Genomic DNA, 24,549 nt, shown 5'->3' with positions numbered 1-24,549 from the left:
ATGATAAGATGACAGAAATATTGATCATACTCGGACTGGTTATATTGAACGGGCTTTTTTCGATGGCAGAGATCGCGCTGGTCTCCGCACGTAAGGCAAGGCTGGAAGCGCAGGCAATGAAAGGGGATAAAGACGCCCGCCGTGCGCTGGAAATGGCCAGCCACCCGGATACATTCCTTTCCACGGTACAGATCGGGATCACACTGATCGGCGTACTGACGGGCATTTATTCCGGCGACAGTTTCAAGAAGCCGGTAGACGAATGGTTGCAGCAGTTCTCATCCCTCAAACCATACAGCAGTACTATAGCCACCACTTTAATTGTAGTGGTAGTAACTTATCTCTCACTTGTACTCGGTGAACTGGTTCCGAAACGTATCGGTCTCAGCAACCCGGAAGCCATTGCCAAAACCGCAGCAGGCCCTATGCGGATCGTATCGTGGCTTACATTTCCCTTTATCTGGCTGCTGAGTAAATCTTCGTACGTAATTGTAAGACTGATGGGTGTAAAGGCGAATGAGAACCAAGTAACGGAAGAAGAGATCAAAGCCATCATCAGCGAGGGAACCGAGCAGGGAACGATCGAAGAAGCAGAACAGGAAATTATCGAAAGGGTATTTCACCTGAGCGACAGGAATATTACTTCGCTCATGACCCACAGAAGCGATATCGTATGGATCGAAGCCAATAAAACAGTAGGTCAGGTGCGTAAAGAACTGGCCGATGTGATCCATTCCGTGTATCCCATCTGCGAAGGCAATATTGATCATATCAAAGGCGTGTTATCCATTAAAGACCTGTTCTCAGCGCCAGGGGAGAAGAAAGTAGGGGAACTGATGCGCGATGCCATGTATGTTCCCGAAGGAAATACCGCTTACCAGGTGCTCGAGCGTTTCAAGCAAACCAAAATACACCACTGTTTTATTGTGAATGAATATGGTTCTGTTGAAGGTCTGATCACATTGAATGATATTCTTGAAGCGATCGTAGGGGATATCCCCCAGGAAGAAGACGAAGACTACGAAATTGTGGAACGGGCAGATGGCTCATTCCTGATAGATGCACAGATTCCTTTCTACGACTTCCTGAGCCGTTTTGATAAAACAGAATGGATGATGGAAGGCGACCAGGATTTCGATACCCTCGCAGGATTTATCATCCAGAAACTACAGAAAATACCGGCCACAGGAGATACCATGGAATGGAAGATATTCCGCTTTGAGATCGTGGATATGGATAATCACCGGATCGACAAAGTGCTGGTGTCTGCTACAGAACCACTGGATCTCGATACCTTTTAAAAATTAAAACTGGCCAGGTTTTTCGGGTAATCGAGCTTGTAACTTTTTTCCACTCCGTTCGATTTTACGTGCAGGAGATTGGTCTGGCTGGTTTCGTAATCGTATAAAAGTTTACAGTCGATGTCGGCCGTTTTCAGCGCCGGGATCTTTTCAACCTCAAAATAACACCAGGTGCTTTCCTGTTGCTGCTCATAACCGATAAAGCGGGGATAGACAGCCTGTCCGTTCAGTTTCAGTTTTACCGTCTGGGAAATATACGCAGCCAGCTGACGCTCCATCACGGCCTTATTGGGCGGATTGATCAGATCTATTTTAGCTGTAGAATATTTCTGGATGGTTTTTTCCAGATCGTCCGTGTACACCCGGATGCTGATCTCAACGGTTTCTTCCTGTTTATTGTGGTTCAGGTCTACAACCGAAACAAAATAGGGATGAAACAGCGGTAACAAAATGCCCATCAGCCATTGAACCATTATATTTGCCATTCAGTATTGAATTTTTTACGTTCGCAATCACCATCATTAATTTGAATCTCTCAAATGAACGACTTCGGGTTATATTTTAAGATCGGGTACCAGCATATCGCAGATCTGCGCGGGATCGACCATATCCTGTTTGTGATGGCACTCTGCCTGCGCTACCAGTTCTCCGACTGGTCAAAGATACTGATACTGGTAACAGCATTCACCATCGGTCATTCGATCACACTCGCTTTAAGTGTTTTTAACATAGTGCAATATTCCGTGCGCTGGATCGAATTCCTGATACCCGTAACCATCGTGATCACAGCTTTCAGTAATGTGTTTGTGAAGAAATTCGCTTACCGTCAGAAATTCCCGCTGATCTACTTTTTTGCCCTGTTTTTCGGATTGATACACGGACTGGGTTTCAGCAATTACCTGAAAAGCCTGCTGGGGAAAGACAATAATGTGGTGATGCAGCTGCTGGCGTTCAATGTGGGGCTGGAAGCAGGCCAGTTGCTGATCGTTCTGGCAGTGCTGATCCTGACTTTTATTTGCATAAATATATTTCGTTGCAACCGGAGAGAATATTTATTGTACCTTTCAGGAGGTATTTTTGCAATAGCGTTGCAAATGGCAATAGAAAGAATACCATCATAACTAAACTATAATAATAACCATCAATGAGAAGATTGACCTCCCTTGTTGTAATGGTCTGCGGCGCGGTATCGCTGAATGCGCAGAACATTCTCAACAACCCAACGTCCAATCACGGCAACAAATTTGAGCAGCTGGGAACCATCTTGCCTACGCCAAATGAGTACAGAACTGCCAGCGGTGCACCCGGTCCGAAGTACTGGCAGCAACGTGCGGATTACAACATCAAGTGTGAGCTGGACGAAGCGAACCTGAAACTGAAAGGAAGTGAAACCGTTACTTACTTCAACAACTCTCCGGATGTGCTTACCTATCTGTGGCTGCAGCTGGACGAGAATGAGCACAGTACGGTGAATAATGCCAATTATCAGGCATCCAGCTATATGCAGGGTGTAACAACCGCTACTATTGATAAACTGGCGGAAGAGAAAAAGGACAATGGTTACGGTCATATCATTTCAAAGCTGACCGATGCAACCGGTAAGACACTGAAATATACCATCAACAAAACAATGATGCGTGTTGAACTGCCTGCGCCGCTGAAACCGGGCCAGCAGTTTGTATTCAACCTCGACTGGAGCTACAAGATCTCAGATCGTCTTGCTTTTGGCGGCAGGGGAGGTTATGAATATTTCCCTGAAGACGGCAACAGCCTTTTCACCATGGCACAATGGTTCCCGCGCCTTTGCGTATACAGCGATTTCCAGGGCTGGCAGAACCACCAGTTCACCGGCCGCGGCGAATTTGCGCTTGCATTCGGTAACTATAATGTACAGATCACCGTTCCTGCAGACCATGTGGTACTCGGAACCGGCGAATGCCAGAACTATGCACAGGTATTATCACCTGCACAGCTTGGTCGCTGGAATAAAGCACAGACATCCAAAGAGCCAGTAGAAGTAGTAACACTGGCAGAAGCTGTACAGGCAGAAAAACAAAAGAGCAGCCAGAAAAAAACATGGGTGTTCAAGGCGAATAATGTGCGTGATTTCGCATGGACTTCAAGCCGTAAATACGTATGGGATGCGATGCCAGCCTATGTAGAAGGTAAGAAGATCATGTGTATGAGCGGTTACGCTAAGGAAGCTTATGGTTTATACCGTAAATATTCAACCAAAGCCGTAGCACATACGATCAAATCTTATTCCCAGTTCTCAATCCCTTATCCTTATCCTGTTGCGCAGAGTATTGAAGCCAGCAATGGTATGGAATACCCGATGATCTGCTTCAACAACGGCCGTACCAATAAAGACGGTACTTACAGTGAAGCAACCAAGTACAGCATGCTGGGTGTGATCATCCACGAAGTGGGACATAATTTCTTCCCGATGATCGTGAACAGCGATGAGCGTCAGTGGAGCTGGATGGACGAAGGTCTGAACACTTTTGTGCAGTACCTCACCGAGCAGCTGTTCGATAACAAATATCCTTCACGCCGCGGACCGGCTGCCATGATCGTTGATTACATGAAGAGCCCTAAAAATCAGCTGGAGCCGATCATGACCAACAGTGAGAACATAGCCAACTTTGGTGCGAACGCCTATTCAAAACCGGCAACGGGTCTGAATATCCTGCGTGAAACCATTATGGGCCGTGAACTGTTCGATTATGCTTTCAGGGAATATGCAAGAAGATGGGCATTCAAACACCCGACACCTGCAGACCTGTTCCGTACCATGGAAGATGCAAGCGCTGAAGACCTCGACTGGTTCTGGAGAGGCTGGTTCTACGGTATCGATGCATGTGATATCTCTATCGATTCAGTACGTTATGCCGTATACGATCCTAAAGCTCCGGCCCCTCAGGCAGGCGCAGGCCGCTTCGGTGCGGGCGCAGGTGGACGCGGTAATTTCGGAGGCGCAGGTGGTGCACGCGGTATGGATAAGCCGATGACCACTCCTGAAGACATTTCCAAATTCAGGAACCGTGAAGATAAACGCATTGTGTTTGCAGTAGATGCAGATACCAGCCTGCGTGATTTTTACTGGAGGTATGCAAGAGGCATCGAACCTTACGATTCAGTTACCAAAGTAACAGCCCCTGCATTCACAGCAACAGCACCGGAGCCACTGAGCGAAGCTGATCAGGCAAAATATGCAGATGTAAACCTCTATGAGATCTCTTTCAGCAACAAAGGAGGTCTTGTAATGCCGATCATTGTTGAATTCACTTTTGCGGACGGCACCAAGCAGATCGAACGCATTCCTGCACAGATCTGGAGGGCTAATGAAAATAAAGTGACTAAACTGTTCATGACCAAGAAGAAAGCAACAGCGATCAAACTGGATCCATGGAAAGAAACAGCTGATATCGATGAGTCTAACAACAGCTGGCCGGCAAACGCAGAGCCTTCGCGCTTTAACCTCTTTAAAGCAAGACAGGCAGCAGCCCGTGGTGCAGCATCAGGTGCAGTGAACCCCATGCAGAACGCACAGAAATCGAAATAACCGTTACGATAAAGATTAAATTAAACCGCCTGATGAATTTTCAGGCGGTTTTTTTGTGATCTTTAAGCCCAATTGATCCGGTATGAAAAGATCCATTTACCTCCTGCCATTACTCTTCTTCTGTTTCAAACTGAATGCCGCTTACGTGGATACGGTAAACGTATACAGCAACAGTATGCGCAAAGACATCAAGACAGTAGTGATCAGGCCGCAGTCATACAGTACCGCCAGGAAATACAATGTGGTTTATCTGCTGCATGGTTATGGCGGCAATTACAGCAGTTGGGTTAAAGATGCTCCGCAGTTGCCTGCAAAGGCAGATGAAATGGATGCCATATTTATTTGCCCGGATGGTGGTTTCAGCAGCTGGTATCTCGACAGCCCGGTAGATTCAACCAGCCGTTACGAGACGTTTGTGGCCACAGAACTGGTGCAATATACAGACAGCCATTACAGTACTGCAGCCGGAAGGGAACACAGGGCTGTAACAGGTCTGAGCATGGGCGGACATGGTGCCTTATACCTTGCCATCAGGCATCGTGATATATTCGGCAGCGCAGGCAGTGTTTGTGGTGGCGTGGATACAAGACCTTTTCCCAAAAACTGGAATATGGCCAAAGTGTTCGGAGACCCGGTTACGCAAAAAGAGAACTGGGATCGTAACGTTGTCGTCAACCAGGTAGATCATCTTAAGAATGGTGAGCTGCAGCTGATCATCGATTGCGGAACCGGCGACTTTTTCCTGGCGGTAAACCGTGAACTCCATCAGAAATTACTTGATCTTAAAATAGATCACGATTATACCGAAAGACCAGGTGCACACAATAAAGCATACTGGGGCAACAGCATCGATTTCCAACTCCTGTTTTTCAAAAAATATTTCGACAGAACCACTGCTAAAATTTAATCCTTATGAAACGTTTCGCTCTTCTGCTGATCTCAGTATTATTTACGGGTATGCTCTTAGCTGCAACCGTTGACACGGTATCCATTTACAGCAACAGCATGAAAAAGGAGATTAAAACCGTTGTGGTCAAACCTGCACGGTATGGTTATGATACGCAAAGATATCCTGTGGTATACCTGCTGCATGGTCATGGGGGAGGTTATGCCAACTGGATCACACGTGTACCGCATATACAGGAGCTCGCTGACCGGTTTAATATGATCATCGTTTGCCCTGATGGCGCTAAAAGCAGCTGGTATTATGATAGTCCCATCGATCCGAACTTCCAGTATGAAACTTTTGTAGCGAAAGAAGTTCCGGCCTATATCGACAGCAACTATAAAACCATTGAAGACCGTACAGGCAGGGCTATTACCGGTTTGAGTATGGGTGGCCATGGCGGTATGTTCATCGGGTTCAGGCATGCGGATTTCTTCAGCGCCTGCGGCAGCATGAGCGGCGCCCTGAATACAACAGTGATCACACGTGGTTATAATGTGGAAGAAAGGTTGGGTGATACGGCAACCAACAGGAAATACTGGGAGGACTGGAGTGTAATGAAAGTAATTGAGACCTATCCTAAAGATTCACTGGCTATTATTGTCGACTGCGGCACCGAAGATATGATCGTTGCCATGAGCAGGGCTGCACATGAAAAAATGCTGAAACTGAAAATCCCGCACGATTATATTGAACGCCCGGGCAAACACGACTGGAAGTACTGGAATACAGCGGTAGATTACCAGATGCTGTTCTTCAGGAAACATTTTGATACAGTAAAGAAAAAGAACTGATCTCCGTAAAGCGGGCTTAGTCGGTATACCTGCCGCCTGCAGCGATCCAGTCGGTGATCTTGGTCTGATCTACTTTGCTTAACGGAGTAGCGGGCATAAAAGTAGGTAATCCGTCAACCGCCCTTACCTTAATACGATCGGCGCTGTTCACGATCACACAGTCGTTCGTGAAGTCTTTGCCGCCATTGGCATTAGCGCCGCTGTGGCAATTATTGCAGTTGTTGATCAGCAGCGTTTTAACCGCATTATATAAAGTGCCGGCCTGCTGCAGCGGAACATTTACGGAACCGGCTTTGGAGCAGCCTGCCATATCTTTCACCAGCAGCATATGATCGCCCTGCGAAAGATTGGTAAAAGTAGGAGAGGTCTGGAAACCGCCGCCATCGATGCTGTATGTAAAGCCGATACTACCGGTAGCGTTAACGGTAACCGTACCGTTTTTTACGCAGGGTGATGTGGCAACATAGGTAGACGTAAAACTAATGTTTTTACCAGCGCATGGATTTGTTGGTATAACCGGTGGCGTGGGATCAGCAACAGCAGTATCCTTTTTGCAGGCAGCAATCAGTGCAATGGCCGCCAGAACACCGTACAGCACGGATTTCTTTGTTAGAGCAATCATAAGCAGGGTTTCGTTATTGCAATATACGGAAGGATAGGCATTGCAGGTATACTGCGTTTCTAAGGTAACGGAGCGGCTAATTAACAATAAAATATAGGTGCGGATAATTTAATATGTTATAATATTTTAATATTAAAAACTATGTATTTTTGAGAAATTCCCGTTATGAATAAAGTACACAGGCCAGCAGTTGCTACGATAACTATTTCATATAGTCTTCTTTTTGTGGGATTTGCCGCACTATTACTATTGATGGTATTGCTCAGGTATATGGATCAGAGATACAATCTTGGGATAAGGTTTACAGAATATATACAAATAGGATCCTTAGGGACCGTTACCATAGGACTAATATATAATTCGGTGTCTTTACAATATAATTACTGCCTTAATCAATTGAAACTTGACAGAGAGAAGAAGCGATCAATTTGAGAAAAATAAAACTCTCTTATGATATAACTTCTGCATGGTTCAAAGGAGATATGGCAAATAATGCAGAAATAGCAAGGCGCTTTATTGCTCCTTACAAAGGCGCATTGAAACAGCACGATAAACTGGAAGAATTTAAAATGAAACTGGAAATCTCTTCAGGAATTGAAGAAAGGAGGGCATTGGTTGCAATATTGAATTACTTTGAATGTATTTCTCTTTTACTGGAAGATGACTTAATCGATGAAGCGATTCTTAAAAAATGTTTTAAAACGACTTTTAGAACTTATTATATCAATTTGAAAGAATTTATTGAAGACTGGCAAAGGGGAAATGATGGCGCCAATCACAGGATATTTATAAATTTTGTTGCGTTGGCAAAAAAAATGGAATGAAACGGAGTGACCGCATTTAATTTTGAATTCTAAAAAACAGATTTTATGAATACCAGCGTTTTCAGAGATTTTGAAGGGCTTTAATTAAGTAAGTCACCCGTACTTTCATAGTATGGGTGGCTTTTTCGTGCTATTCATGGGTTCTCGGAAGAATTTAAGAAATTTACTCTTTGATTTAGTTGACGAGCGAAGCGGAGGTAATTGAAGTGATACGAAACTTATTTCGAAGAGCCAAAGCAGCGCTGGCGCAAAGATGAGGCCAACGGCCTGAGCAACAAGAAGCAATGCGGCAAGTGAGGTTACGACCAATAAACAATTTCAGAATAACAGCAACATGCTGTGTTTTCAGGATTCATTTACAGAAGATAAGCCGCCAATGCTCTATCCGACACGTCCATCCCTGACCTTCACCTTCTTACCTGCATTCTTCTTTTCAAAATCCAATACTTCCTTGGGCTTGGGTTTTTCTGCAGGTGCTTTTTTGGTTGCAGTGGTATCGGCAGCGCCCTGTGCGGTTACATTCTTTTTATTCTCCCCGGGAACATAAGGTTCATCCAGGAGATATTTTTCCGTACGCATTAACTGGCCCGATTGAGGATTGAAAAAGCGCCAGGTACCATGTTTCAAAGCCCTGCCCTCCGATTTCACGATCACCTGCTCATATTTGTCAGGATCGATGATATCCTGTACCTGGATGGTATCATAGGCTTTGGCAGGGTTCATGGCCAGCCAGCTTTCTTCATGTTCAATACCTGCAATAGTAAAATAGCGGCATACCCCGTTTTTATAACCCCACTTATAGTTTTCTACGGCAAGCAGATCTCCCATCAGATTGTATCTGCGCCAGGTGCCTTCCTTTGAATTGTTTACAAAACTCCCTTCTTCTTCATAGCCGGGTTGTCCGCGTAACGGTGCAACCTGGACTTTCCATTTTCCCTGTTTTACGCCTTTTACATCGGTACAGTTCAGTGTGTCGCCTTTGTCAGTTAACCGGAAGGTTTTACACTGACTCATACCCCAATGGCCTGTGCCCAGGAAAATAGCTGCAAGAAAAAGGTAACGCATATGCATCGATTGATACTGCAAGTTACCGAATTACCGGCCCGGGGCGGCATTGCAGGTTTTTTTTTAACAGGTCGGGTGGAGTAGCTGTTAAAAGAAAAAGGCCCCTGATCAGGGGCCTTCCGGTATTATGCTTCTACCGCTTCGCGGAGGTATTGTTTTTCTTCCTTGAACGCTGCCCTTGGTTTTAAGCCGAGCAGCTGGAACATCGCATTATCCTCATCAAATGAAGGGTTTGGTGTGGTGAGCAGTTTGTCACCTGCGAAAATGGAGTTGGCTCCTGCCATAAAACAAAGGGCTTGTTCTGCAATACTCATATCTGTTCTTCCTGCACTGAGGCGTACCATGGTAGCCGGCATCAGGATCCTGGCGGTTGCGATCATGCGCACCATATCCCAGATATCCACTTTCTGGTTTTCACCGAGGGGTGTACCCGGGATCGGAACAAGGGCGTTGATCGGCACACTTTCCGGGTGCTCGGGCATGGTTGCCAGCGTATGCAGCATTTTGATCCTGTCATCATGCGATTCGCCCAGGCCAATGATACCGCCGCAGCAAACGGTTACACCCGCTTTACGCACGTTCTCAAGTGTATTAAGACGGTCGTCGTATGTGCGGGTAGTGATGATCTCGCTGTAATGTTCCTTACTGGTATCTAAATTATGGTTGTAAGCATACAGACCGGCATCGGCCAGTTTCTGTGCCTGGTCGCCGGTTAACATTCCGAGTGTGCAGCATACTTCCATACCCATCTCATTTACGCCTTTTACCATATCCAGCACGCGGTCGAAATCGCGGTTGTCGCGTACTTCGCGCCAGGCTGCACCCATGCAGAAACGGGTAGAGCCCGCATCTTTGGCTTTCTGGGCATATTCAAGCACTTCTTCTTTCTTCATCAGGGCCTGTACATTTACGCCGGTGCTGTAACGTGCAGCCTGCGGGCAATAAGCACAATCTTCACTGCAGCCTCCTGTTTTAATGCTGAGAAGTGTACATACCTGCACTTCAGCAGTATCATTGTATTGCCTGTGCAGGGTTGCCGCTTTGTAAACCAGCTCCAGCAGGGGAGTGTCGTATACAGATTTTATTTCTGCAAGTGTCCAGTTATTACGGATGTCGTTTGACATAAGCTCTTATTTGGTTTGGGTTCTCTGTTCTGAATGATTAGATAAAGTTAATCCGGAAGAAAATACGGCTCATCATTTTGTGATATAATTCCTCCATTTATTGATCACACTTTCCATATCCTGCGGTAAAGGTGATTCGAAAAACATTTCTTTTTTGGTTACCGGGTGTATAAAACCAAGCGTTCTTGCGTGCAGTGCGCAACGCGGACATAATTCGAAACAATTGTCTACAAACTGTTTGTATTTGGTATAGATGGTTCCTTTCAGGATTTTGTCGCCACCATATTCCCAGTCGTTGAAAAGCGTATGGCCGATATGTTTCATGTGAACACGGATCTGGTGTGTACGGCCTGTTTCAAGTACACATTCCACCAGGGTTACGTAATTGAATCGCTCCAGTACTTTATAATGCGTGATCGCATGTTTACCTGTTTCACCTTCAGGATAGGCATCGAACATTTTACGGTATTGCCGGTGCCTGGCAATATGCGCAACAATGGTACCTTCATCTTCCGCCACATCGCCCCATACCAGTGCCACATACCTGCGCTGAACGGTATGATTGAAAAATTGCTTGGCCAGGTGTGCTGCCGCATCGCCGGTTTTTGCGAGTACGATCAGACCCGTTGTATTTTTATCGATGCGGTGAACGAGTCCGAACCTCGGCAATGTCTCTTCATCAAGATCAGGATTCTGCTGCAGCAGGTGATAGGCCACGCCATTGAGCAATGTACCGGTAAAATTACCAACACCCGGATGTACTACCATGTTGGGTGGTTTATTCAGTACCATCACTGCATCATCTTCGTAAACGATGTTCAATGGAATATTTTCGGGCTTCAGCTCGGTATGTTCGGGATTGATGAGGCTCATCATCAGGATCTCATCTCCCGGCTTGATCTTGTAATTGCTTTTAACCACTTTGCCGTTCACGGTCAGAAAGCCGGACTCGATGCCGCGCTGCACTTTATTGCGCGTGGCTCCTTCGAGGTGCATCTGTATCCATTTGTCGATCCTGAAAGGCTCCTGCCCTTTATCCACAACAAACGATCTGCGTTCATATAACTGTTCCTCAGGCGTCTCTTCCGGTATTTGCGCTAAATCTTCCGACATGCGGCAAAAATAGCACTTCACCGGGTAATCCGTGTAATTGCATAATTTTGTACCATGTTACAGGAAGTGAAGTTTCAGGACCTTGGCGCCCGTGGTTATCGTGAAACCTGGGATTACCAGGAAAACCTGCTCAGGAACAATACCAACATCAAGGCCGAATCAAGAAAAACAGATGTGCCCGCTCAACTTACCCCAACAAGCCATCACCTGCTTTTTGTTGAACACCCGCCTGTATACACTTTAGGCAAAAGCGGTAAGGAATCGCATGTACTGATCTCTGCCGCAGAACGTGAAGAAAAAGGGATTGAATATTTTCATATCAACAGGGGCGGGGATATCACTTTTCATGGGCCCGGACAACTCGTTGGTTATCCGATTCTCGACCTGGAAAAATTCAGGACCGATATCGGCTGGTACCTGCGTAGCCTGGAAGAAGTTTTTATCCTGACCATGGCCGAATACGGATTAAAGGGCGACCGCAGTCCCGGTGAAACAGGCGTTTGGCTCGATCCGGATCTGCCAGGCAAAGAACGGAAGATCTGCGCTATGGGTATTAAGTGCAGCCGGTGGGTTACGATGCATGGTTTTGCCTTTAACATCAATACCGATCTTGATTATTTCACCTATATCGTTCCCTGCGGGATAGAAAATAAACAGGTTACCTCCTTACAGCAGGAACTGGGAAGGGTAGTAGACGAAGCTGAGGTGAAAGAAAAGGTTTGCAGGCATTTTGAAGACGTGTTCGGTTGCAGACTGGTTACGGATTAATTTTTTTGCAGGTAAAATTTATTCTTCTCCTTCAGTTTGTCATCCTCATAGAGCTCGAAATGAAACCAGCCTGCATGTATAAATGCAGCCTTGTCGAGCGTGAGCGGGCTTTCCCTGATCGTCTTTACCTGGAATAATTCCGTACCGTCTTCTTCAAAGAAAACAATGCGGTAATGATGTTGTTTCAGTTCGGGTAATTGTATCAGCAGCAGCCCTTTTTCGTTGGTATAAACATGCTGGGAAGGTTTCCACATCACTTTGGCCATGAAAGGGCGCCATTGAACTGAATCCGCATCGATGGTGTATAAAGAATCTTTTGTTTTACTGATAATGGAATCCCGGAATTTGATATAGTCGGGGTACTCAAGACTGAACATCAGCTGGTCTTTTTTAAAGATGCGGATCGTTGTTTGCGGTTCTGCAACTTTGGTATCCGGAACCCGGGCAATATAGGAATCCGCAGAAGGAGATTTGGTATCGGTGAAAAAATAAGCACCTCCTTTCAGGACATAGAAAATGCGATAGTATACGGTGATGCCAGGCGGGAATTTCGTATCCACAAAACCATTGGCCGGCAACTCCGGAGAGATGGCGGAGAAAATGGTGCGGAAATTTTTCAGGCTGTCGAATGAACGCTGTACTGCAAGCTGGATGCAGCTTGGGTAAGGGTTTATCCAGCTGATCTGCGTTTTCTGTTTATTCAGTTCACGCACGGTAAAACCGGGAAGAGCCATCTGGGCTCCGGCAACAATCGAAAAACTGATCAGGCAGCAAACAAAAAATAATCGACGCGTTTTCATGGGTATGCAAATATAAAAGCTCAAGCGTTATCAAAAAGGTAATGTGCCGGCGGGCAAAGAACCGTTGCCCTGTAATCCGCCGGTATGTATCAGCAACAAGCGGCTTCCTTCGGGAAATTCTCCTTTACGTGCAAGGTCACAGACACCAAAAAACATTTTGGCGGTATATACGATATCTGTGGGGATTGTTTCTGTTTCCCACAACTCACGCATAAAAGCCAGTAAAGTTTCCGGGCAGCGGGCATAACCGCCGAAATGATACTCATGTATGATCTTAAACGGTTTCTGTTTTTCGTTTTCGTTCAGCATAGACTTTACGGCTTCCGGCATCTCATCATAACCTTTCAGTACGGAAATACCTGTTACCAGCTGCCGTTCTGAAGCAGCTTTTACCAGACCTGCCACTGTTGTTCCCGTTCCTGCTGCGCAGATGATATGCGAATAGAGATCCTTGTTTACAGTATCCAGTATCCCGGCAGCGCCATCGGCCCCGGTTTTCCCCGAGCCACCCTCCGGCACCCATAACCAGCCGGGTTTGCCATACAGCGTCATCACATTCGCAGGTTCCCGGTATTTTTCCCGGGAAAGAAATACAAGTTCCATACCAAAGGCTTTTGCATCCCGTAAAGTATGGGAGAGTTGTGGAGGTTCTTCGCCACGGATAAAACCAACGGTTTTAAGACCCTGTTCCCGGGCTGCAAATGCCGTTGCAACAATATGGTTGGAATAAGCGCCGCCGAAAGTGGCAATGGTGTCTGCACCACTATTGAGCGCCTCTTCCAGGTAATACTGCAGCTTGAACCATTTATTGCCGCTCACAACGGGATGGAGCTCATCAAGCCGGAGCACATCCGCAGTAATCCCTGTGGCCGGAAAGTGCTTTAAAGGGTGCAGGCATATATTTTGATTACGAACTATCATGATATATTTGTTACCCGAACTGAATGTTTTAGCTTCGTTATCCCAAAAACAATCATATGAAACCAACTTTAGTGATATTGGCTGCTGGCATGGCCAGTCGTTATGGAAGCATGAAGCAGATCGAATCTTTCGGTCCTGCCGGCGAAACTATTATGGATTATTCAATTTACGATGCGATACGGGCAGGTTTCGGAAAGATTGTGTTTATTATCCGCGAAGAGTTTGCCGAGCAGTTCAAATCCATCTTTGAACCGAAGCTGAACGGTAAAATAGCCACAGATTACGTATTCCAGCACCTGGAAGATTATACCGGCGGAAGAACGCTTCCTGCAGAAAGGACCAAACCCTGGGGTACGGCTCACGCAGTGCTTTGCTGCAAGGGTAAAGTGAACGAGCCTTTCGCCGTGATCAATGCCGATGATTATTACGGCCGCGATGCGTTTGTAAAAGCATATGATTTCCTTACCACACAATGCAACGAACAAACCTATTGTATCATCGGGTATGAGCTGAAAAAGACGCTGAGCGATAATGGTACGGTAAGTCGCGGTGTATGTGAAGTGGATGCTGATAATAATCTGACCGATATCAACGAGCGTACCAAGATCTATCGTAACGATCAGGGTGTGATTACTTATGAAGATGAAGCAGGCGCACATGAAGTAAGTGAAGACAGCCTCGTAAGCATGAACTACCTGTGCTTCGCTCCCGGTTTTATCGATCTCTGTGAAGAACAGTTCAATGTATTTCTCGATGCCCATATGAACGAACCCAAAGCCGAATTCTTTATTCCTACAGCTACCAAATACTTTATTCAATCTGGTAAAGGAAATGTAAAGGTAATTCCGACTACTGCGCAGTGGTTCGGTGTAACTTATAAGGAAGATGCTCCTTCTGTACAGGCCAGCATTAATGCACTGGTAGCGGAAGGCGAGTATCCGGCTTCGCTTTGGGCGTAGGTTGGCGTAATGAATGTGGAAGAAGAGGGTTGGGTGAGGGCGAAGTGAGGGGTGCCTGCGGCACGGTGAGGAGGAGTGAGGAGTAGGCCGCCCCATAGTCCGCCTCACCCGAGCACAGCTCGCCCTCACCCCGCCCTCACCAATTTCATCAACACGCTCTTTACCGAAAATGCCGTAACCGGAACCAACAAAAAATCCCGTCCAAAACAGACAGGATTTCTTTTATACAGGGTGTTGGATCGTTATTTGGTGTAAGATTTTACATAGAATACGCAGTCTTTCACTTCCGCGATCTGCTGTTTCAGTTGTTGGCCCTTGATGGTACTGCGTGCAGGAAGTTTAATTCTTGAGACAGAAGAGTCTGCTTTTTTGAGGTTATCCACGATACGGTAGATATTCTTCGATTTAACGGCAAATGCTACTCCCTCGGCCTGTGCCTGGCGGGTGCTGAGTACGCCGATCACTTCACCGTTGTTGTTGAGAACTGGTCCGCCGGAGTTACCGGGGTTGGCGCTGATCTGTACCTGGTACGATAATGAATCGCCGTTAAAACCGGTCTGCGCACTCATATAACCCATGCCGAGTACAATATCATTGTCTGTGCGCGGATAGCCCAGTGTATATAATGTTTCACCTAATTCAACATTGCTTTTGCGGATGCTGTAGGGGAGTGATGTGATGGGTTTGAAATCCTTATCGTTGATCTTCAGGATTGCAAGGTCTTTTTCCTGGTCGATATGGAGAATATTGGCCCTGAATTCCTGGCCTTTATTGTTCATGACAATGGCGCCGGAACCTTTCAGTACGTGGGCATTGGTAACGATATAACCTTTTGTATCGATCAGGAAGCCGGAACCGCCGCTGATGAAACGTACATCGGCAGGGATCTTGCTTTTTACTTCGTTGATGATGGAGCCCTGTACCTGCTGGTTGCGTTTAATGTCTGCAATGTCTTTGCCGAGTTGCTCAAGCTGGTTGCCGTTTACGGCAGGACCGAAATAAAGCATCAGGCCGCTGATCACCAGTGCTATGATGCCGCCGACAGATGCGGCAATGGCTGTAACGCGTTTGTATTTGTTCCAGAGCTGGATCACTTTTCCTTTGGCCGACAGTTCTCCGCCCTCGTTGATATCGCCACGCTCGAGCAAACGGGCATGGGCTTCGTGCAGGCTGTGTTTCAGGCTGCGGTGTGAGGCATACATATCCATCTGGTGCAGGAACATGCTATGCTCCACCACCATCTGGTCTATTTCGGGTGTGTTCTTGCGAAGTTCCTCAAAATAGGCGCGTTCGGAGGCGTTCATGTCGCCGCCGAGATACCTTTCGATCGCTTCCATTAATAACATGTCTTCCATAATACTACTCTCCGATATTATATTGCGTAAAGAACAGCTTCTTTAAACGCATTAAACACTTGTATTTCTGGTTCTTGGCATTGTCTGCATTCGTGTAACCGAATTCAGCGGCCAGTTCCTGCATGCCCATTTTCTTCAGGTAATAACCTTCAAGCAGGCTTTTGCAGGGTTCGCCCAGGCTGTTCAGCGCCCGGTCCATCATATCGAAATCCGCATTTCTCTTCTCGTGCATTTCCAGGTCTTCTTCCACAGGCACTGTTTCATCGAGATTGTCTACCTGTCTCGAAAAACGTCCCATCTGTTGTAAACGCTTCAGCCAGAGGCGTCTGCATACGGAATAGAGATAGGTTCTGATCTGGCAGGTAAGTACAAATGACTCATTCTGCGCTTTTTCATAGAGTGCGATCATGGCTTCCTGGAAAATATCCCTTGCATCATCGTAAGAACCATTGTTATTCAGGATGAACGTCTGAATAATGCTGAAATTATCCTTATACAGCATATCTATGGCCCTGGAATCATTGCCGGCCAGTCCTTTCAGTAATGCTTGTTCGTTCGTATCGGCTTTCACTATGTACCTTTTAATACCGTGAGGAGGGTAAAAGTAACCCAAATTAGCCCTAAAAAAATTTTTTGAAAAAAATCGGTTACCCCGGGTTACCTTTTATTATATAGTGGTATTAATGTAAAATTCACTCACAAAAAAAGAACAAAAAAATGAAAAAGCTGTTATTCGTATTAGCACTCGGCGCATTCGCTGCTTGTAACTCAGGTGAAAACAAAGATGCTGCTGCAGCTGCTGCTGATAGCGCACGTATCGCTGACAGCATCAAAGCTGCTGCTGCCGCTGCTACTCCTGATACTACAAAAGTTGATACTACTGTAGTAAAAGTAGATACTACTACTAAAAAGTAATTACACCATCGTTACGTGCACAGGAAAATGTGTTGATGGCCCGCTTGCCGGCCCGGAAGTAACGAGCAGAAATTTTTTCATATGGCAAGCAATCGTTAGAGGCCGCTCCGTTTCCACGGAGGGGCTTTTTTCTTTTATATGCCTGCCCCACTTTTTTATTACTCCGATGCAAACTAAAGTTTGTTAGTAAAAAAAATATCCTTGCATCTGATTTTTGTGTATAGTCTCTTCCTATATTTGACATGCAATGAATAACACAAGTGCAAATACCTTTTATTTTTTCTTTTATTACTTCTTTACCAAAAGGAGCCGGGTGGTATTTGCAAAAGCGTAAGCAATCAACGAATCAAAATACAATCCCGGCCATCAGGTCGGGATTTTTTTATCCCTTAATCCAACAAGAAGAACAGCAACATCAAAATGAACAACAGCATCGCAATACAAGGTTACGAAGGAAGCTTTCACCAGGTGGCGGCACGGCATTTCTTCGGAAAGGACGTAGAAGTATTACCCTGCGCCACTTTCCGCGAAGTGATCAGAACCGCGGAAGACAAAAAACTGTCGGGCGGCGGCATCATGGCCATCGAGAATTCCATTGCAGGCAGTATTCTTCCCAATTACAACCTCATTCAGAAAGCCAAACTGAAAGTGACCGGCGAAGTCTTTCTTTCCATCAGCCAGAACCTCCTGGTAAATCCCGGCGTAAGACTGGAAGATATACGGGAAGTGCACAGTCACCCCATGGCCCTGCTTCAATGCATCGATTTCCTTGAACAGCATAACTGGAAACTGGTTGAAACGGAAGATACAGCTCTCAGTGCAAGACATATCCATAAACACCGCAGTAACCATGTAGCCGCTGTTGCCGGTAAACTCGCCGCAGAACTTTTCGATCTTGAAATCCTCGCTCCCGATATCCATACCCTCAAAAACAATGTGACCCGCTTCCTGGTACTGCAACGCGAAAAAGATGCGGTTGAACCTGAAGACGCTGATAAAGCTTCCCTCTATTTCCAGACCGATCATTCCAAAGGCTCTCTCGCCAAAGTACTGGGTAAAATAGCCGACAATGGTCTTAACCTGAGTAAACTTCAAAGCATGCCCATTCCCGGCAGCAATTTCAAATATGGTTTTTATGCCGATATGGAATTCGATAACAGGAAACAACTGGATAAAGTACTCACTGCCATCAATGCACTGACCATCCAGGTAAAAATGTTCGGGATCTACAAAACAGGAAAAGCAGTAAAAGGATAAGTTATGAACATCACAACAGCAACACGACTGGAAGGAATTGGTGAATATTATTTCTCTCAGAAGCTCCGTGAGATCGAAGGATTGAATGCAGCCGGAAAAGATATCATCAACCTTGGTATCGGCAGTCCTGATCTGCCACCGCATCCCGATGTGGTAAAAGTTCTTACGGAAGAAGCTGCCAGGCCCAACGTGCATGCTTACCAGGGTTATAAAGGTGTACCTGCTTTCCGTAAGGCAATTGCAGGGTGGTACCATACCTGGTATAACGTAGAACTGAATTCCGATACAGAAGTACTGCCGCTGATCGGCAGCAAGGAAGGCATCATGCATATCTGCATGACCTATCTCAGCACCGGAGACAAAGCATTGATCCCCGACCCGGGCTACCCCACTTACAGCAGCGCAGTAAAACTGGCGGGTGGTATTCCTGTAACCTATACATTAAATGAAAATGCCGGCTGGGAACCCGATTTTGAAGCACTGGAAGCTGCCGGACTGGAAAATGTAAAGCTGATGTGGGTGAATTATCCGCATATGCCAACAGGAAGTTTGCCAACGGAGGAATTGTTCCGGAAACTGATCGCGTTCGGTAAGAAGCATCAGATCCTGATCTGTCATGATAACCCTTACAGTTTTATCCTGAACGAAAAGCCGGCAAGTCTGCTGCAGGTGGAAGGTGCAAAAGAAGTAGCTGTAGAACTGAACTCGCTCAGTAAAAGCGCTAATATGGCCGGCTGGCGTGTGGGTATGTTATGTGGCGCGAAAGAAAGGATCGAAGAAATACTTCGTTTTAAAAGTAATATGGACAGCGGGATGTTCCTGCCGGTACAATTAGCCGCAGTGAAAGCGCTGGAGCTCGGGAAGGACTGGTATAGTGAGATCAATGCGATCTATCATAAACGCCGCGAAAAAGTGTGGGAGCTGCTGAACCTGCTCGGTTGCAGTTATTCGGAATCGCAGGCGGGCATGTTTGTCTGGGCACGTATTCCGGCTGGTTATAAGGATGGTTATACGCTGAGCGATAAAGTGCTGTATGATGCCAATGTGTTCATCACGCCAGGCGGCATTTTCGGGCAGGCCGGTAACGGGTATATCCGTGTGAGCCTTTGCGGCAGCATTGAGAAATTCGAAAAAGCAATTGAAAGAATTACCGAAGCCATTGGCAGCGGTGAAAAATAAACTGATGAAAACAAGAACGGTAAGCATCGTGGGAATGGGATTGATCGGCGGATCAATGGCACTGGCACTTCGCGAAAAAGGCTTTGCGGACAAAGTGATAGGAGTTGAATCGAATCCCGCACACGCTGAAAAAGCATTGGAGCTCGGGCTCGCAGATGAAATCCTGCCACTTCATAAAGCAGTGGAAACCTCTGATCTCGTGGTACTGGCCACACCGATCAATGCAGCGGAAACATTATTGCCAGTAGTGCTCGACCTTGCTACCACGCAGGTGATCATGGATGTGGGATCTACCAAAAAAACAATCTGCGAATCTGCCGACCAGCATAGCAGGCGTGGCCGTTTCGTGGCATCGCACCCGATGTGGGGTACAGAGTACAGCGGCCCTGAAGCCGCAGTAAAACACGCATTCGCCAATAAAGCCACCGTAATCTGCAACCGCGAGCAGAGCGATGCCGATGCAGTAGCACTGATCGAAGAATTGTACGGGTTGCTCGGAATGCACCTTGTATATATGAATGCGGAAGAGCACGATGTACATGTGGCTTATGTAAGTCATATATCTCATATCACATCTTTCGCCCTTGCCAATACCGTACTTGAAAAAGAACGCGAAGAGAATGCCATTTTCGAGCTGGCCAGCGGTGGTTTCGAAAGTACGGTGAGGCTGGCCAAAAGCAACCCGGCCATGTGGGTACCCATTTTTATGCAGAACAGGGATAATGTGCTGGATGTACTGAATGAACATATTTCACAGCTCCGTAAGTTCAAAGTGAGCCTTGAAAAAGAGAATTACGCATACCTGGAAGAACTGATAGAAAAAGCCAACGGTATCAGGCGGATCCTGAAATAAATGCCCTGGCAGTGGCAGCAGTTGCTGCAAAATGATCTTTGACAGACTGGTTTATGATAACAGAGAAACAACAGGATAATGCTGCCTGGTTGCCATCAATTGCTTCAAAATGAACGCATTGAAACAAAAAAGCTGTAAAGCCCCCTATAAAAAGTACCTTTGCAGGAAATTTTTTAATACATGATGACATTTGAAGGGTTGGGAATTGATGCAAGATTGATTCAGGCAACCGACGAGTTGGGGTATGTGAACCCAACTGCTATTCAGGAACAGGCGATCCCCGTATTGCTTAGCGGTACAAAGGATTTTATTGGCCTGGCCCAGACAGGAACAGGAAAAACAGCGGCATTTGGCATACCCTTGTTACAGCTTATCGATGCTGCAGCAAAATATCCGCAGGCACTGGTGGTTTGTCCTACCAGGGAATTATGCCTCCAGATCGTAAAGGAAATAGAGCTTTTTAAGAAATACCTGCCTTCTATTTCAGTAGTGGCTGTATACGGTGGTGCTTCCATCGGGCTGCAGATCCGCGACCTGAAAAGAGGTACGCAGATCGTAGTAGCTACTCCGGGCCGTTTGATAGACCTGATCGAAAGAAAAGCGATTAACCTGGAACAGATCAGCTATGTGGTACTCGATGAAGCAGACGAAATGCTGAACATGGGCTTCAAGGAAGATATCGAATTCATCCTGCAGAACACCCCTAAGCGCGAAAGCACCTGGCTGTTCAGTGCTACCATGCCTCCTGAGATCCGTAAAGTAAGCAAACGCTACATGAAAGATCCGGTAGAAGTAACGGTTGGTAAAGTGAACATGGCCAACAAAAGCATCGATCACCAGTATTATGTAACAACTGCACACCACCGTTACGAAACACTGAAAAGGATCATCGATTTCAATCCCGGTATCTATGGTATCATCTTCACACGTACCAAACTGGACGCGCAGGAGATATCAGAAAGACTTACAAGGGAGGGCTACGATATCGATGCCCTGCACGGAGACCTTACCCAGGCACAGCGTGATAAGGTAATGGGACAATTCCGCGATAAAAGCCTGCAGTTACTCATTGCAACCGATGTGGCTGCCCGCGGGATCGATGTTCAGGGCATTACGCACGTGATCAACTATGAACTGCCCGATGACGTTGAAGTATATACCCACCGCAGTGGCCGTACCGGACGCGCCGGTAACCAGGGTATCAGCATCGCGATCGTGCACTCGAAAGAGATGTTCAAGCTGAAGCAGATCGAACGCATCAACAATTCGAAATTCAATAAGCTGGATATCCCGAGCGGAAAAGATGTATGCCGCAAACAGTTCTTCCATTTTATGGATAAACTGCTGTCGGCCGATATCAGCCACGGCGATTATGAAACCTATGTTCCCATGCTTGCAGAGAAATTTGCAGACGTGAGCAAGGAAGAAGTACTGAAACGCGTTGCTGCGATGGAATTCGACCGATTCCTCAAATACTATGAGAACTCTGAAGATCTCAATGTAAGGGAGAGAGACAGGAGCGACCGCGGTAAGAACGACTTCAACAAAAAAGGTTCCCGTAACGATGCTTATGGCGCCGGTAAAAATGAATTCAGAAGCAAAGGCGGTGGCGGATACAGCCGTCTTTTTGTGAACCTTGGTACCAAGGATGGTTTTTACAAATCAAGTTTCCTTCAGTTCATTCTCGATATGAGCGACCTGAAAAAAGAAGTATTAGGTCGTATCGATATGAAAGACATGAACAGCTGGATCGAAATAGACAAAGGCGCAGCAAAGCAGATGATCCGTTCCCTCGACGGAAAGAATTATAAAGGCAGACGCATACGCATGAACGATGCTGAGACCGGTGGCGGTCGGAAACCCAGAAGGGGCGAGGAGTAATCCCGGCTCCTTCAATCGGGTGGTTCGGGCGATGATGGTTAAATAATGTGTTGCAGAAGCTGTTTATCATAAGCCGGTCGGTAACATATTATTTAACCGTAATCATCACCAATAAACCATTCAATCAGAATAATGGAGCAAGCAATCGAACAGGCAACAGGAGTGGAAGGCCTTTTACAGAAACGTCCGCTCATCATCTCAGGTCCCTGCAGCGCAGAAACAGAAGAGCAGGTTGTACAAACCGCTACAAGACTGGCTGCAACAGGCAAAGTAGATATCCTCCGTGCAGGTATCTGGAAACCACGTACACGCCCCGGCAGTTTTGAAGGCATCGGCACCAAGGGCCTGCCCTGGCTGCAGCAGGCTAAAAAAGCCTCCGGTCTGCCCGTAGCTGTGGAAGTAGCAACAGGCAAACAGGTAGAAGATGCATTACACTTTGATGTAGACGTTTTATGGATCGGCGCACGTACTACCGTGAACCCGTTCAGCGTTCAGGAAGTAGCTGATGCACTGAAAGGCGTGGATGTTCCCGTCCTCATCAAAAACCCCATCAACCCCGACCTCGAATTATGGATCGGCGCAGTAGAGCGTGTAGCGAAAGCTGGCATCCGTAATATCGGGCTCATCCACCGCGGGTTCAGTTCCTACGGCAATACCGAATACCGCAATGCACCCATGTGGCACCTGGCCATTGAAATGAAGCGCCGTAACCCGGATATGCTGCTGATCAATGATCCTTCGCATATCTGCGGCAGAAGAGATATTCTCATGGATGTAGCGCAGAAAGCGATTGATCTCGATTTCGACGGCCTGATCATCGAAAGTCATATCGACCCCGATAACGCATGGAGCGATGCCAAACAGCAGATCACACCGGAAAAACTGGGTGAAATGATCAGCTCGATCATCTGGAGAAAAGAAGATATCAATTCCGAAGAACTGCATGCGGCCATGGAAAAAATGCGCCAGCAGATCAACCAGCTCGATGATGAATTACTGCAGTTGCTGGGCCAGCGTATGAAAGTGGCGGATAAGATCGGTCAGTATAAAAAAGACAACGATATCACGATCCTGCAAACCAACCGCTGGAATGCGATCCTCGAAAGAGCATTCGATAAAGGGGAGAAGCTCGGGCTCAGCCGCGAATTTGTTACCAAATACTTCGATGCCGTTCACATGGAAAGCATCAATCACCAGAACAAGATCATGAATTCATAAACCGGTCATGCGTCATTTGTATTGTTGTAAACAGCAGTACAGATGTTGCCCTATATCCATCCGATGAAACACAAACAGTTTTCATTTTCCCGATCAACGGTAGATTATTATTTCAATGCTGCTTTTGCCGACCTGGGCAAACTGGTAGTACAGGAACAGGCGGTGCTACTGACCGACGAGCATGTGTTTGCCGCACATCAGAAAAAGTTCCGCGGCTGGAACACCATCGTGCTCAAACCCGGAGAAGAATACAAAGTACAGCAGACGGTTGACATGGTGATCGACCAGCTGATCGATCTCGGCGCAGACCGGAAAACAACACTCATCGGGGTAGGCGGCGGTGTGATCACAGATATTACAGGTTATGTGGCAGGCATTTACATGCGCGGTATTCCCTGCGGATTTGTACCCACATCCGTGCTGGCTATGGTAGACGCATCGATCGGCGGTAAGAACGGGATTGATGTAGGTGTTTACAAAAACATGGTAGGACTGATACGGCAACCTTCTTTTTTATTGTTCGATTATTCATTCCTGAAAACATTGCCGAGAGCAGAATGGCAGAACGGTTTTGCGGAGATCATCAAACATGCGGCCATCAAAGATGCACCCATGTTCAGACAGCTGCAGCAGCGTAAACTTACAGACTATCGTAAAGACGATCGTTTGCTGGCAACGCTGATAGAGAAGAATGCGCTGATCAAAACAAAAGTTGTGATGAACGATGAATTTGAGCAGGGCGAAAGAAAACTGCTCAATTTCGGTCACACGCTCGGCCATGCGATCGAGAATATGTATGAGCTGAGTCACGGACAGGCAATCAGTATCGGGATGACTTATGCAGCTATTATCTCGCAGCATCTGAACGGATTCGGAAATACAGATGAGCTGGTGGCTTTACTGAAACAGTACGGCCTGCCCACTTATGCGGTTTTCGATAAGGAAGCGGCATTTAAAATACTGCAGAAAGACAAGAAAAAAGAAAAGACCAGTATCAGTTATATCCTGCTGAAGAATATCGGCAAAGGTGTGCAGCAGACCATAGCGTTTGCAGAACTGGAAAAGATTTTAAAACAATTATAGGAAAGG

Annotated in this window: 24 protein-coding genes; 15 read left to right on the top strand and 9 right to left on the bottom strand. The window is 46.5% G+C overall.

Annotation, left to right across the window (positions count from 1 at the left end):
• The first annotated feature begins 8 nt into the window (after positions 1-8).
• Entirely contained in the window at positions 9-1,301 is a 1,293-nt protein-coding gene (locus tag B5D42_RS14345) for a hemolysin family protein (protein ID WP_078832209.1), read from the top strand.
• On the opposite strand, the gene B5D42_RS14340 is transcribed toward B5D42_RS14345, so the two are convergent.
• Complete coding sequence (locus tag B5D42_RS14340) at positions 1,298-1,786, bottom strand: DUF6702 family protein (RefSeq protein ID WP_078832208.1); 489 nt, start codon at positions 1,784-1,786, stop codon at positions 1,298-1,300. The genes B5D42_RS14345 and B5D42_RS14340 overlap by 4 nt on opposite strands.
• A 54-nt stretch (positions 1,787-1,840) precedes the next feature.
• Between B5D42_RS14340 and B5D42_RS14335 the strand changes: the two genes are divergently transcribed.
• The 4 genes from B5D42_RS14335 (at position 1,841) to B5D42_RS14320 (ending at position 6,606) form a co-directional block, all read left to right on the top strand.
• Positions 1,841-2,422 (top strand): HupE/UreJ family protein, encoded by a 582-nt coding sequence (locus tag B5D42_RS14335; protein ID WP_078832207.1) that lies wholly within the window; start codon positions 1,841-1,843, stop codon positions 2,420-2,422.
• Between the two features lie 23 nt (positions 2,423-2,445).
• Positions 2,446-4,866, top strand: coding sequence for a M1 family metallopeptidase (locus B5D42_RS14330; RefSeq protein ID WP_078832206.1), 2,421 nt, complete (start codon positions 2,446-2,448; stop codon positions 4,864-4,866).
• An 82-nt stretch (positions 4,867-4,948) separates the two neighbouring features.
• The gene (locus B5D42_RS14325; protein WP_078832205.1) at positions 4,949-5,773 is read left to right on the top strand and encodes an alpha/beta hydrolase; all 825 of its coding nucleotides are present in this window, start codon (positions 4,949-4,951) and stop codon (positions 5,771-5,773) included.
• Positions 5,774-5,778: 5 nt separating this feature from the next.
• Complete coding sequence (locus B5D42_RS14320; RefSeq protein ID WP_078832204.1) at positions 5,779-6,606, top strand: alpha/beta hydrolase; 828 nt, start codon at positions 5,779-5,781, stop codon at positions 6,604-6,606.
• 16 nt (positions 6,607-6,622) lie between these two features.
• Here the strand turns inward: B5D42_RS14320 and B5D42_RS14315 are convergent, their stop codons facing one another.
• Complete coding sequence (locus B5D42_RS14315) at positions 6,623-7,228, bottom strand: hypothetical protein (RefSeq protein ID WP_078832203.1); 606 nt, start codon at positions 7,226-7,228, stop codon at positions 6,623-6,625.
• Between the two features lie 428 nt (positions 7,229-7,656).
• On the opposite strand from B5D42_RS14315, the gene B5D42_RS14310 reads away from it, so the two are divergent.
• Positions 7,657-8,052, top strand: coding sequence for a DUF4760 domain-containing protein (locus B5D42_RS14310; protein WP_139367175.1), 396 nt, complete (start codon positions 7,657-7,659; stop codon positions 8,050-8,052).
• Positions 8,053-8,433: 381 nt separating this feature from the next.
• On the opposite strand, the gene B5D42_RS14305 is transcribed toward B5D42_RS14310, so the two are convergent.
• The 3 genes from B5D42_RS14305 to B5D42_RS14295 form a co-directional block, all read right to left on the bottom strand.
• Positions 8,434-9,117 (bottom strand): toxin-antitoxin system YwqK family antitoxin, encoded by a 684-nt coding sequence (locus B5D42_RS14305; RefSeq protein ID WP_078832201.1) that lies wholly within the window; start codon positions 9,115-9,117, stop codon positions 8,434-8,436.
• Positions 9,118-9,242: 125 nt separating this feature from the next.
• Entirely contained in the window at positions 9,243-10,241 is a 999-nt protein-coding gene (gene bioB / locus B5D42_RS14300; RefSeq protein ID WP_078832200.1) for a biotin synthase BioB, read from the bottom strand.
• Between the two features lie 72 nt (positions 10,242-10,313).
• Positions 10,314-11,354: an RluA family pseudouridine synthase gene (locus tag B5D42_RS14295; protein WP_078832199.1), complete on the bottom strand. Its 1,041-nt coding sequence runs from the start codon at positions 11,352-11,354 to the stop codon at positions 10,314-10,316.
• Positions 11,355-11,408: 54 nt separating this feature from the next.
• Between B5D42_RS14295 and lipB the strand changes: the two genes are divergently transcribed.
• Positions 11,409-12,122: a lipoyl(octanoyl) transferase LipB gene (lipB, locus tag B5D42_RS14290; RefSeq protein WP_078832198.1), complete on the top strand. Its 714-nt coding sequence runs from the start codon at positions 11,409-11,411 to the stop codon at positions 12,120-12,122.
• Here lipB and B5D42_RS14285 read toward each other — a convergent pair.
• Both B5D42_RS14285 and B5D42_RS14280 read right to left on the bottom strand, forming a co-directional pair.
• Entirely contained in the window at positions 12,119-12,922 is an 804-nt protein-coding gene (locus tag B5D42_RS14285; RefSeq protein WP_139367174.1) for a hypothetical protein, read from the bottom strand. The two genes, lipB and B5D42_RS14285, sit on opposite strands and share 4 nt — an antisense overlap.
• A 30-nt stretch (positions 12,923-12,952) precedes the next feature.
• Positions 12,953-13,843: a 1-aminocyclopropane-1-carboxylate deaminase/D-cysteine desulfhydrase gene (locus tag B5D42_RS14280; RefSeq protein ID WP_139367173.1), complete on the bottom strand. Its 891-nt coding sequence runs from the start codon at positions 13,841-13,843 to the stop codon at positions 12,953-12,955.
• 56 nt (positions 13,844-13,899) lie between these two features.
• Here B5D42_RS14280 and B5D42_RS14275 point away from each other — a divergent pair, with 56 nt between their 5' ends.
• Complete coding sequence (locus B5D42_RS14275; protein ID WP_078832195.1) at positions 13,900-14,802, top strand: sugar phosphate nucleotidyltransferase; 903 nt, start codon at positions 13,900-13,902, stop codon at positions 14,800-14,802.
• 242 nt (positions 14,803-15,044) lie between these two features.
• Here B5D42_RS14275 and B5D42_RS14270 read toward each other — a convergent pair whose 3' ends face one another.
• Together B5D42_RS14270 and B5D42_RS14265 are read right to left on the bottom strand one after the other, a co-directional pair.
• Positions 15,045-16,157 (bottom strand): S1C family serine protease, encoded by a 1,113-nt coding sequence (locus B5D42_RS14270; RefSeq protein WP_176113023.1) that lies wholly within the window; start codon positions 16,155-16,157, stop codon positions 15,045-15,047.
• Between the two features lie 4 nt (positions 16,158-16,161).
• Complete coding sequence (locus B5D42_RS14265) at positions 16,162-16,728, bottom strand: RNA polymerase sigma factor (RefSeq protein WP_078832254.1); 567 nt, start codon at positions 16,726-16,728, stop codon at positions 16,162-16,164.
• Between the two features lie 146 nt (positions 16,729-16,874).
• On the opposite strand from B5D42_RS14265, the gene B5D42_RS14260 reads away from it, so the two are divergent.
• From B5D42_RS14260 to aroB, 7 genes are all read left to right on the top strand, one after another.
• Complete coding sequence (locus B5D42_RS14260; protein ID WP_078832193.1) at positions 16,875-17,072, top strand: hypothetical protein; 198 nt, start codon at positions 16,875-16,877, stop codon at positions 17,070-17,072.
• Between the two features lie 420 nt (positions 17,073-17,492).
• On the top strand, positions 17,493-18,329 hold the full coding sequence (locus B5D42_RS14255; RefSeq protein ID WP_078832192.1) for a prephenate dehydratase: 837 nt from the start codon (positions 17,493-17,495) through the stop codon (positions 18,327-18,329).
• Between the two features lie 3 nt (positions 18,330-18,332).
• The gene (locus B5D42_RS14250) at positions 18,333-19,508 is read left to right on the top strand and encodes a pyridoxal phosphate-dependent aminotransferase (protein ID WP_078832191.1); all 1,176 of its coding nucleotides are present in this window, start codon (positions 18,333-18,335) and stop codon (positions 19,506-19,508) included.
• 4 nt (positions 19,509-19,512) lie between these two features.
• The gene (locus tag B5D42_RS14245) at positions 19,513-20,361 is read left to right on the top strand and encodes a prephenate dehydrogenase (protein WP_078832253.1); all 849 of its coding nucleotides are present in this window, start codon (positions 19,513-19,515) and stop codon (positions 20,359-20,361) included.
• A gap of 180 nt (positions 20,362-20,541) precedes the next feature.
• On the top strand, positions 20,542-22,242 hold the full coding sequence (locus B5D42_RS14240; RefSeq protein ID WP_078832189.1) for a DEAD/DEAH box helicase: 1,701 nt from the start codon (positions 20,542-20,544) through the stop codon (positions 22,240-22,242).
• Between the two features lie 132 nt (positions 22,243-22,374).
• Complete coding sequence (locus B5D42_RS14235) at positions 22,375-23,460, top strand: chorismate mutase (RefSeq protein WP_078832188.1); 1,086 nt, start codon at positions 22,375-22,377, stop codon at positions 23,458-23,460.
• A gap of 63 nt (positions 23,461-23,523) precedes the next feature.
• Positions 23,524-24,543: a 3-dehydroquinate synthase gene (gene aroB, locus B5D42_RS14230; protein WP_078832252.1), complete on the top strand. Its 1,020-nt coding sequence runs from the start codon at positions 23,524-23,526 to the stop codon at positions 24,541-24,543.
• Positions 24,544-24,549: the final 6 nt, after the last annotated feature.

Source organism: Sediminibacterium ginsengisoli (assembly GCF_900167075.1).
Lineage (GTDB): Bacteria > Bacteroidota > Bacteroidia > Chitinophagales > Chitinophagaceae > Sediminibacterium > Sediminibacterium ginsengisoli.
This window is presented reverse-complemented; position numbering and strand designations above follow the sequence as displayed.

Bases quoted from the DNA above. Each gene is read 5' to 3' on its own strand.
- B5D42_RS14345 (WP_078832209.1), top strand. From the start codon at position 9: ATGACAGAAATATTGATCATACTCGGACTGGTTATATTGAACGGGCTT.
- B5D42_RS14340 (WP_078832208.1), bottom strand. From the start codon at position 1,786: ATGGCAAATATAATGGTTCAATGGCTGATGGGCATTTTGTTACCGCTG.
- B5D42_RS14335 (WP_078832207.1), top strand. From the start codon at position 1,841: ATGAACGACTTCGGGTTATATTTTAAGATCGGGTACCAGCATATCGCA.
- B5D42_RS14330 (WP_078832206.1), top strand. From the start codon at position 2,446: ATGAGAAGATTGACCTCCCTTGTTGTAATGGTCTGCGGCGCGGTATCG.
- B5D42_RS14325 (WP_078832205.1), top strand. From the start codon at position 4,949: ATGAAAAGATCCATTTACCTCCTGCCATTACTCTTCTTCTGTTTCAAA.
- B5D42_RS14320 (WP_078832204.1), top strand. From the start codon at position 5,779: ATGAAACGTTTCGCTCTTCTGCTGATCTCAGTATTATTTACGGGTATG.
- B5D42_RS14315 (WP_078832203.1), bottom strand. From the start codon at position 7,228: ATGATTGCTCTAACAAAGAAATCCGTGCTGTACGGTGTTCTGGCGGCC.
- B5D42_RS14305 (WP_078832201.1), bottom strand. From the start codon at position 9,117: ATGCGTTACCTTTTTCTTGCAGCTATTTTCCTGGGCACAGGCCATTGG.
- bioB (WP_078832200.1), bottom strand. From the start codon at position 10,241: ATGTCAAACGACATCCGTAATAACTGGACACTTGCAGAAATAAAATCT.
- B5D42_RS14295 (WP_078832199.1), bottom strand. From the start codon at position 11,354: ATGTCGGAAGATTTAGCGCAAATACCGGAAGAGACGCCTGAGGAACAG.
- lipB (WP_078832198.1), top strand. From the start codon at position 11,409: ATGTTACAGGAAGTGAAGTTTCAGGACCTTGGCGCCCGTGGTTATCGT.
- B5D42_RS14285 (WP_139367174.1), bottom strand. From the start codon at position 12,922: ATGAAAACGCGTCGATTATTTTTTGTTTGCTGCCTGATCAGTTTTTCG.
- B5D42_RS14280 (WP_139367173.1), bottom strand. From the start codon at position 13,843: ATGATAGTTCGTAATCAAAATATATGCCTGCACCCTTTAAAGCACTTT.
- B5D42_RS14275 (WP_078832195.1), top strand. From the start codon at position 13,900: ATGAAACCAACTTTAGTGATATTGGCTGCTGGCATGGCCAGTCGTTAT.
- B5D42_RS14270 (WP_176113023.1), bottom strand. From the start codon at position 16,157: ATGGAAGACATGTTATTAATGGAAGCGATCGAAAGGTATCTCGGCGGC.
- B5D42_RS14260 (WP_078832193.1), top strand. From the start codon at position 16,875: ATGAAAAAGCTGTTATTCGTATTAGCACTCGGCGCATTCGCTGCTTGT.
- B5D42_RS14255 (WP_078832192.1), top strand. From the start codon at position 17,493: ATGAACAACAGCATCGCAATACAAGGTTACGAAGGAAGCTTTCACCAG.
- B5D42_RS14250 (WP_078832191.1), top strand. From the start codon at position 18,333: ATGAACATCACAACAGCAACACGACTGGAAGGAATTGGTGAATATTAT.
- B5D42_RS14245 (WP_078832253.1), top strand. From the start codon at position 19,513: ATGAAAACAAGAACGGTAAGCATCGTGGGAATGGGATTGATCGGCGGA.
- B5D42_RS14240 (WP_078832189.1), top strand. From the start codon at position 20,542: ATGATGACATTTGAAGGGTTGGGAATTGATGCAAGATTGATTCAGGCA.
- B5D42_RS14235 (WP_078832188.1), top strand. From the start codon at position 22,375: ATGGAGCAAGCAATCGAACAGGCAACAGGAGTGGAAGGCCTTTTACAG.
- aroB (WP_078832252.1), top strand. From the start codon at position 23,524: ATGAAACACAAACAGTTTTCATTTTCCCGATCAACGGTAGATTATTAT.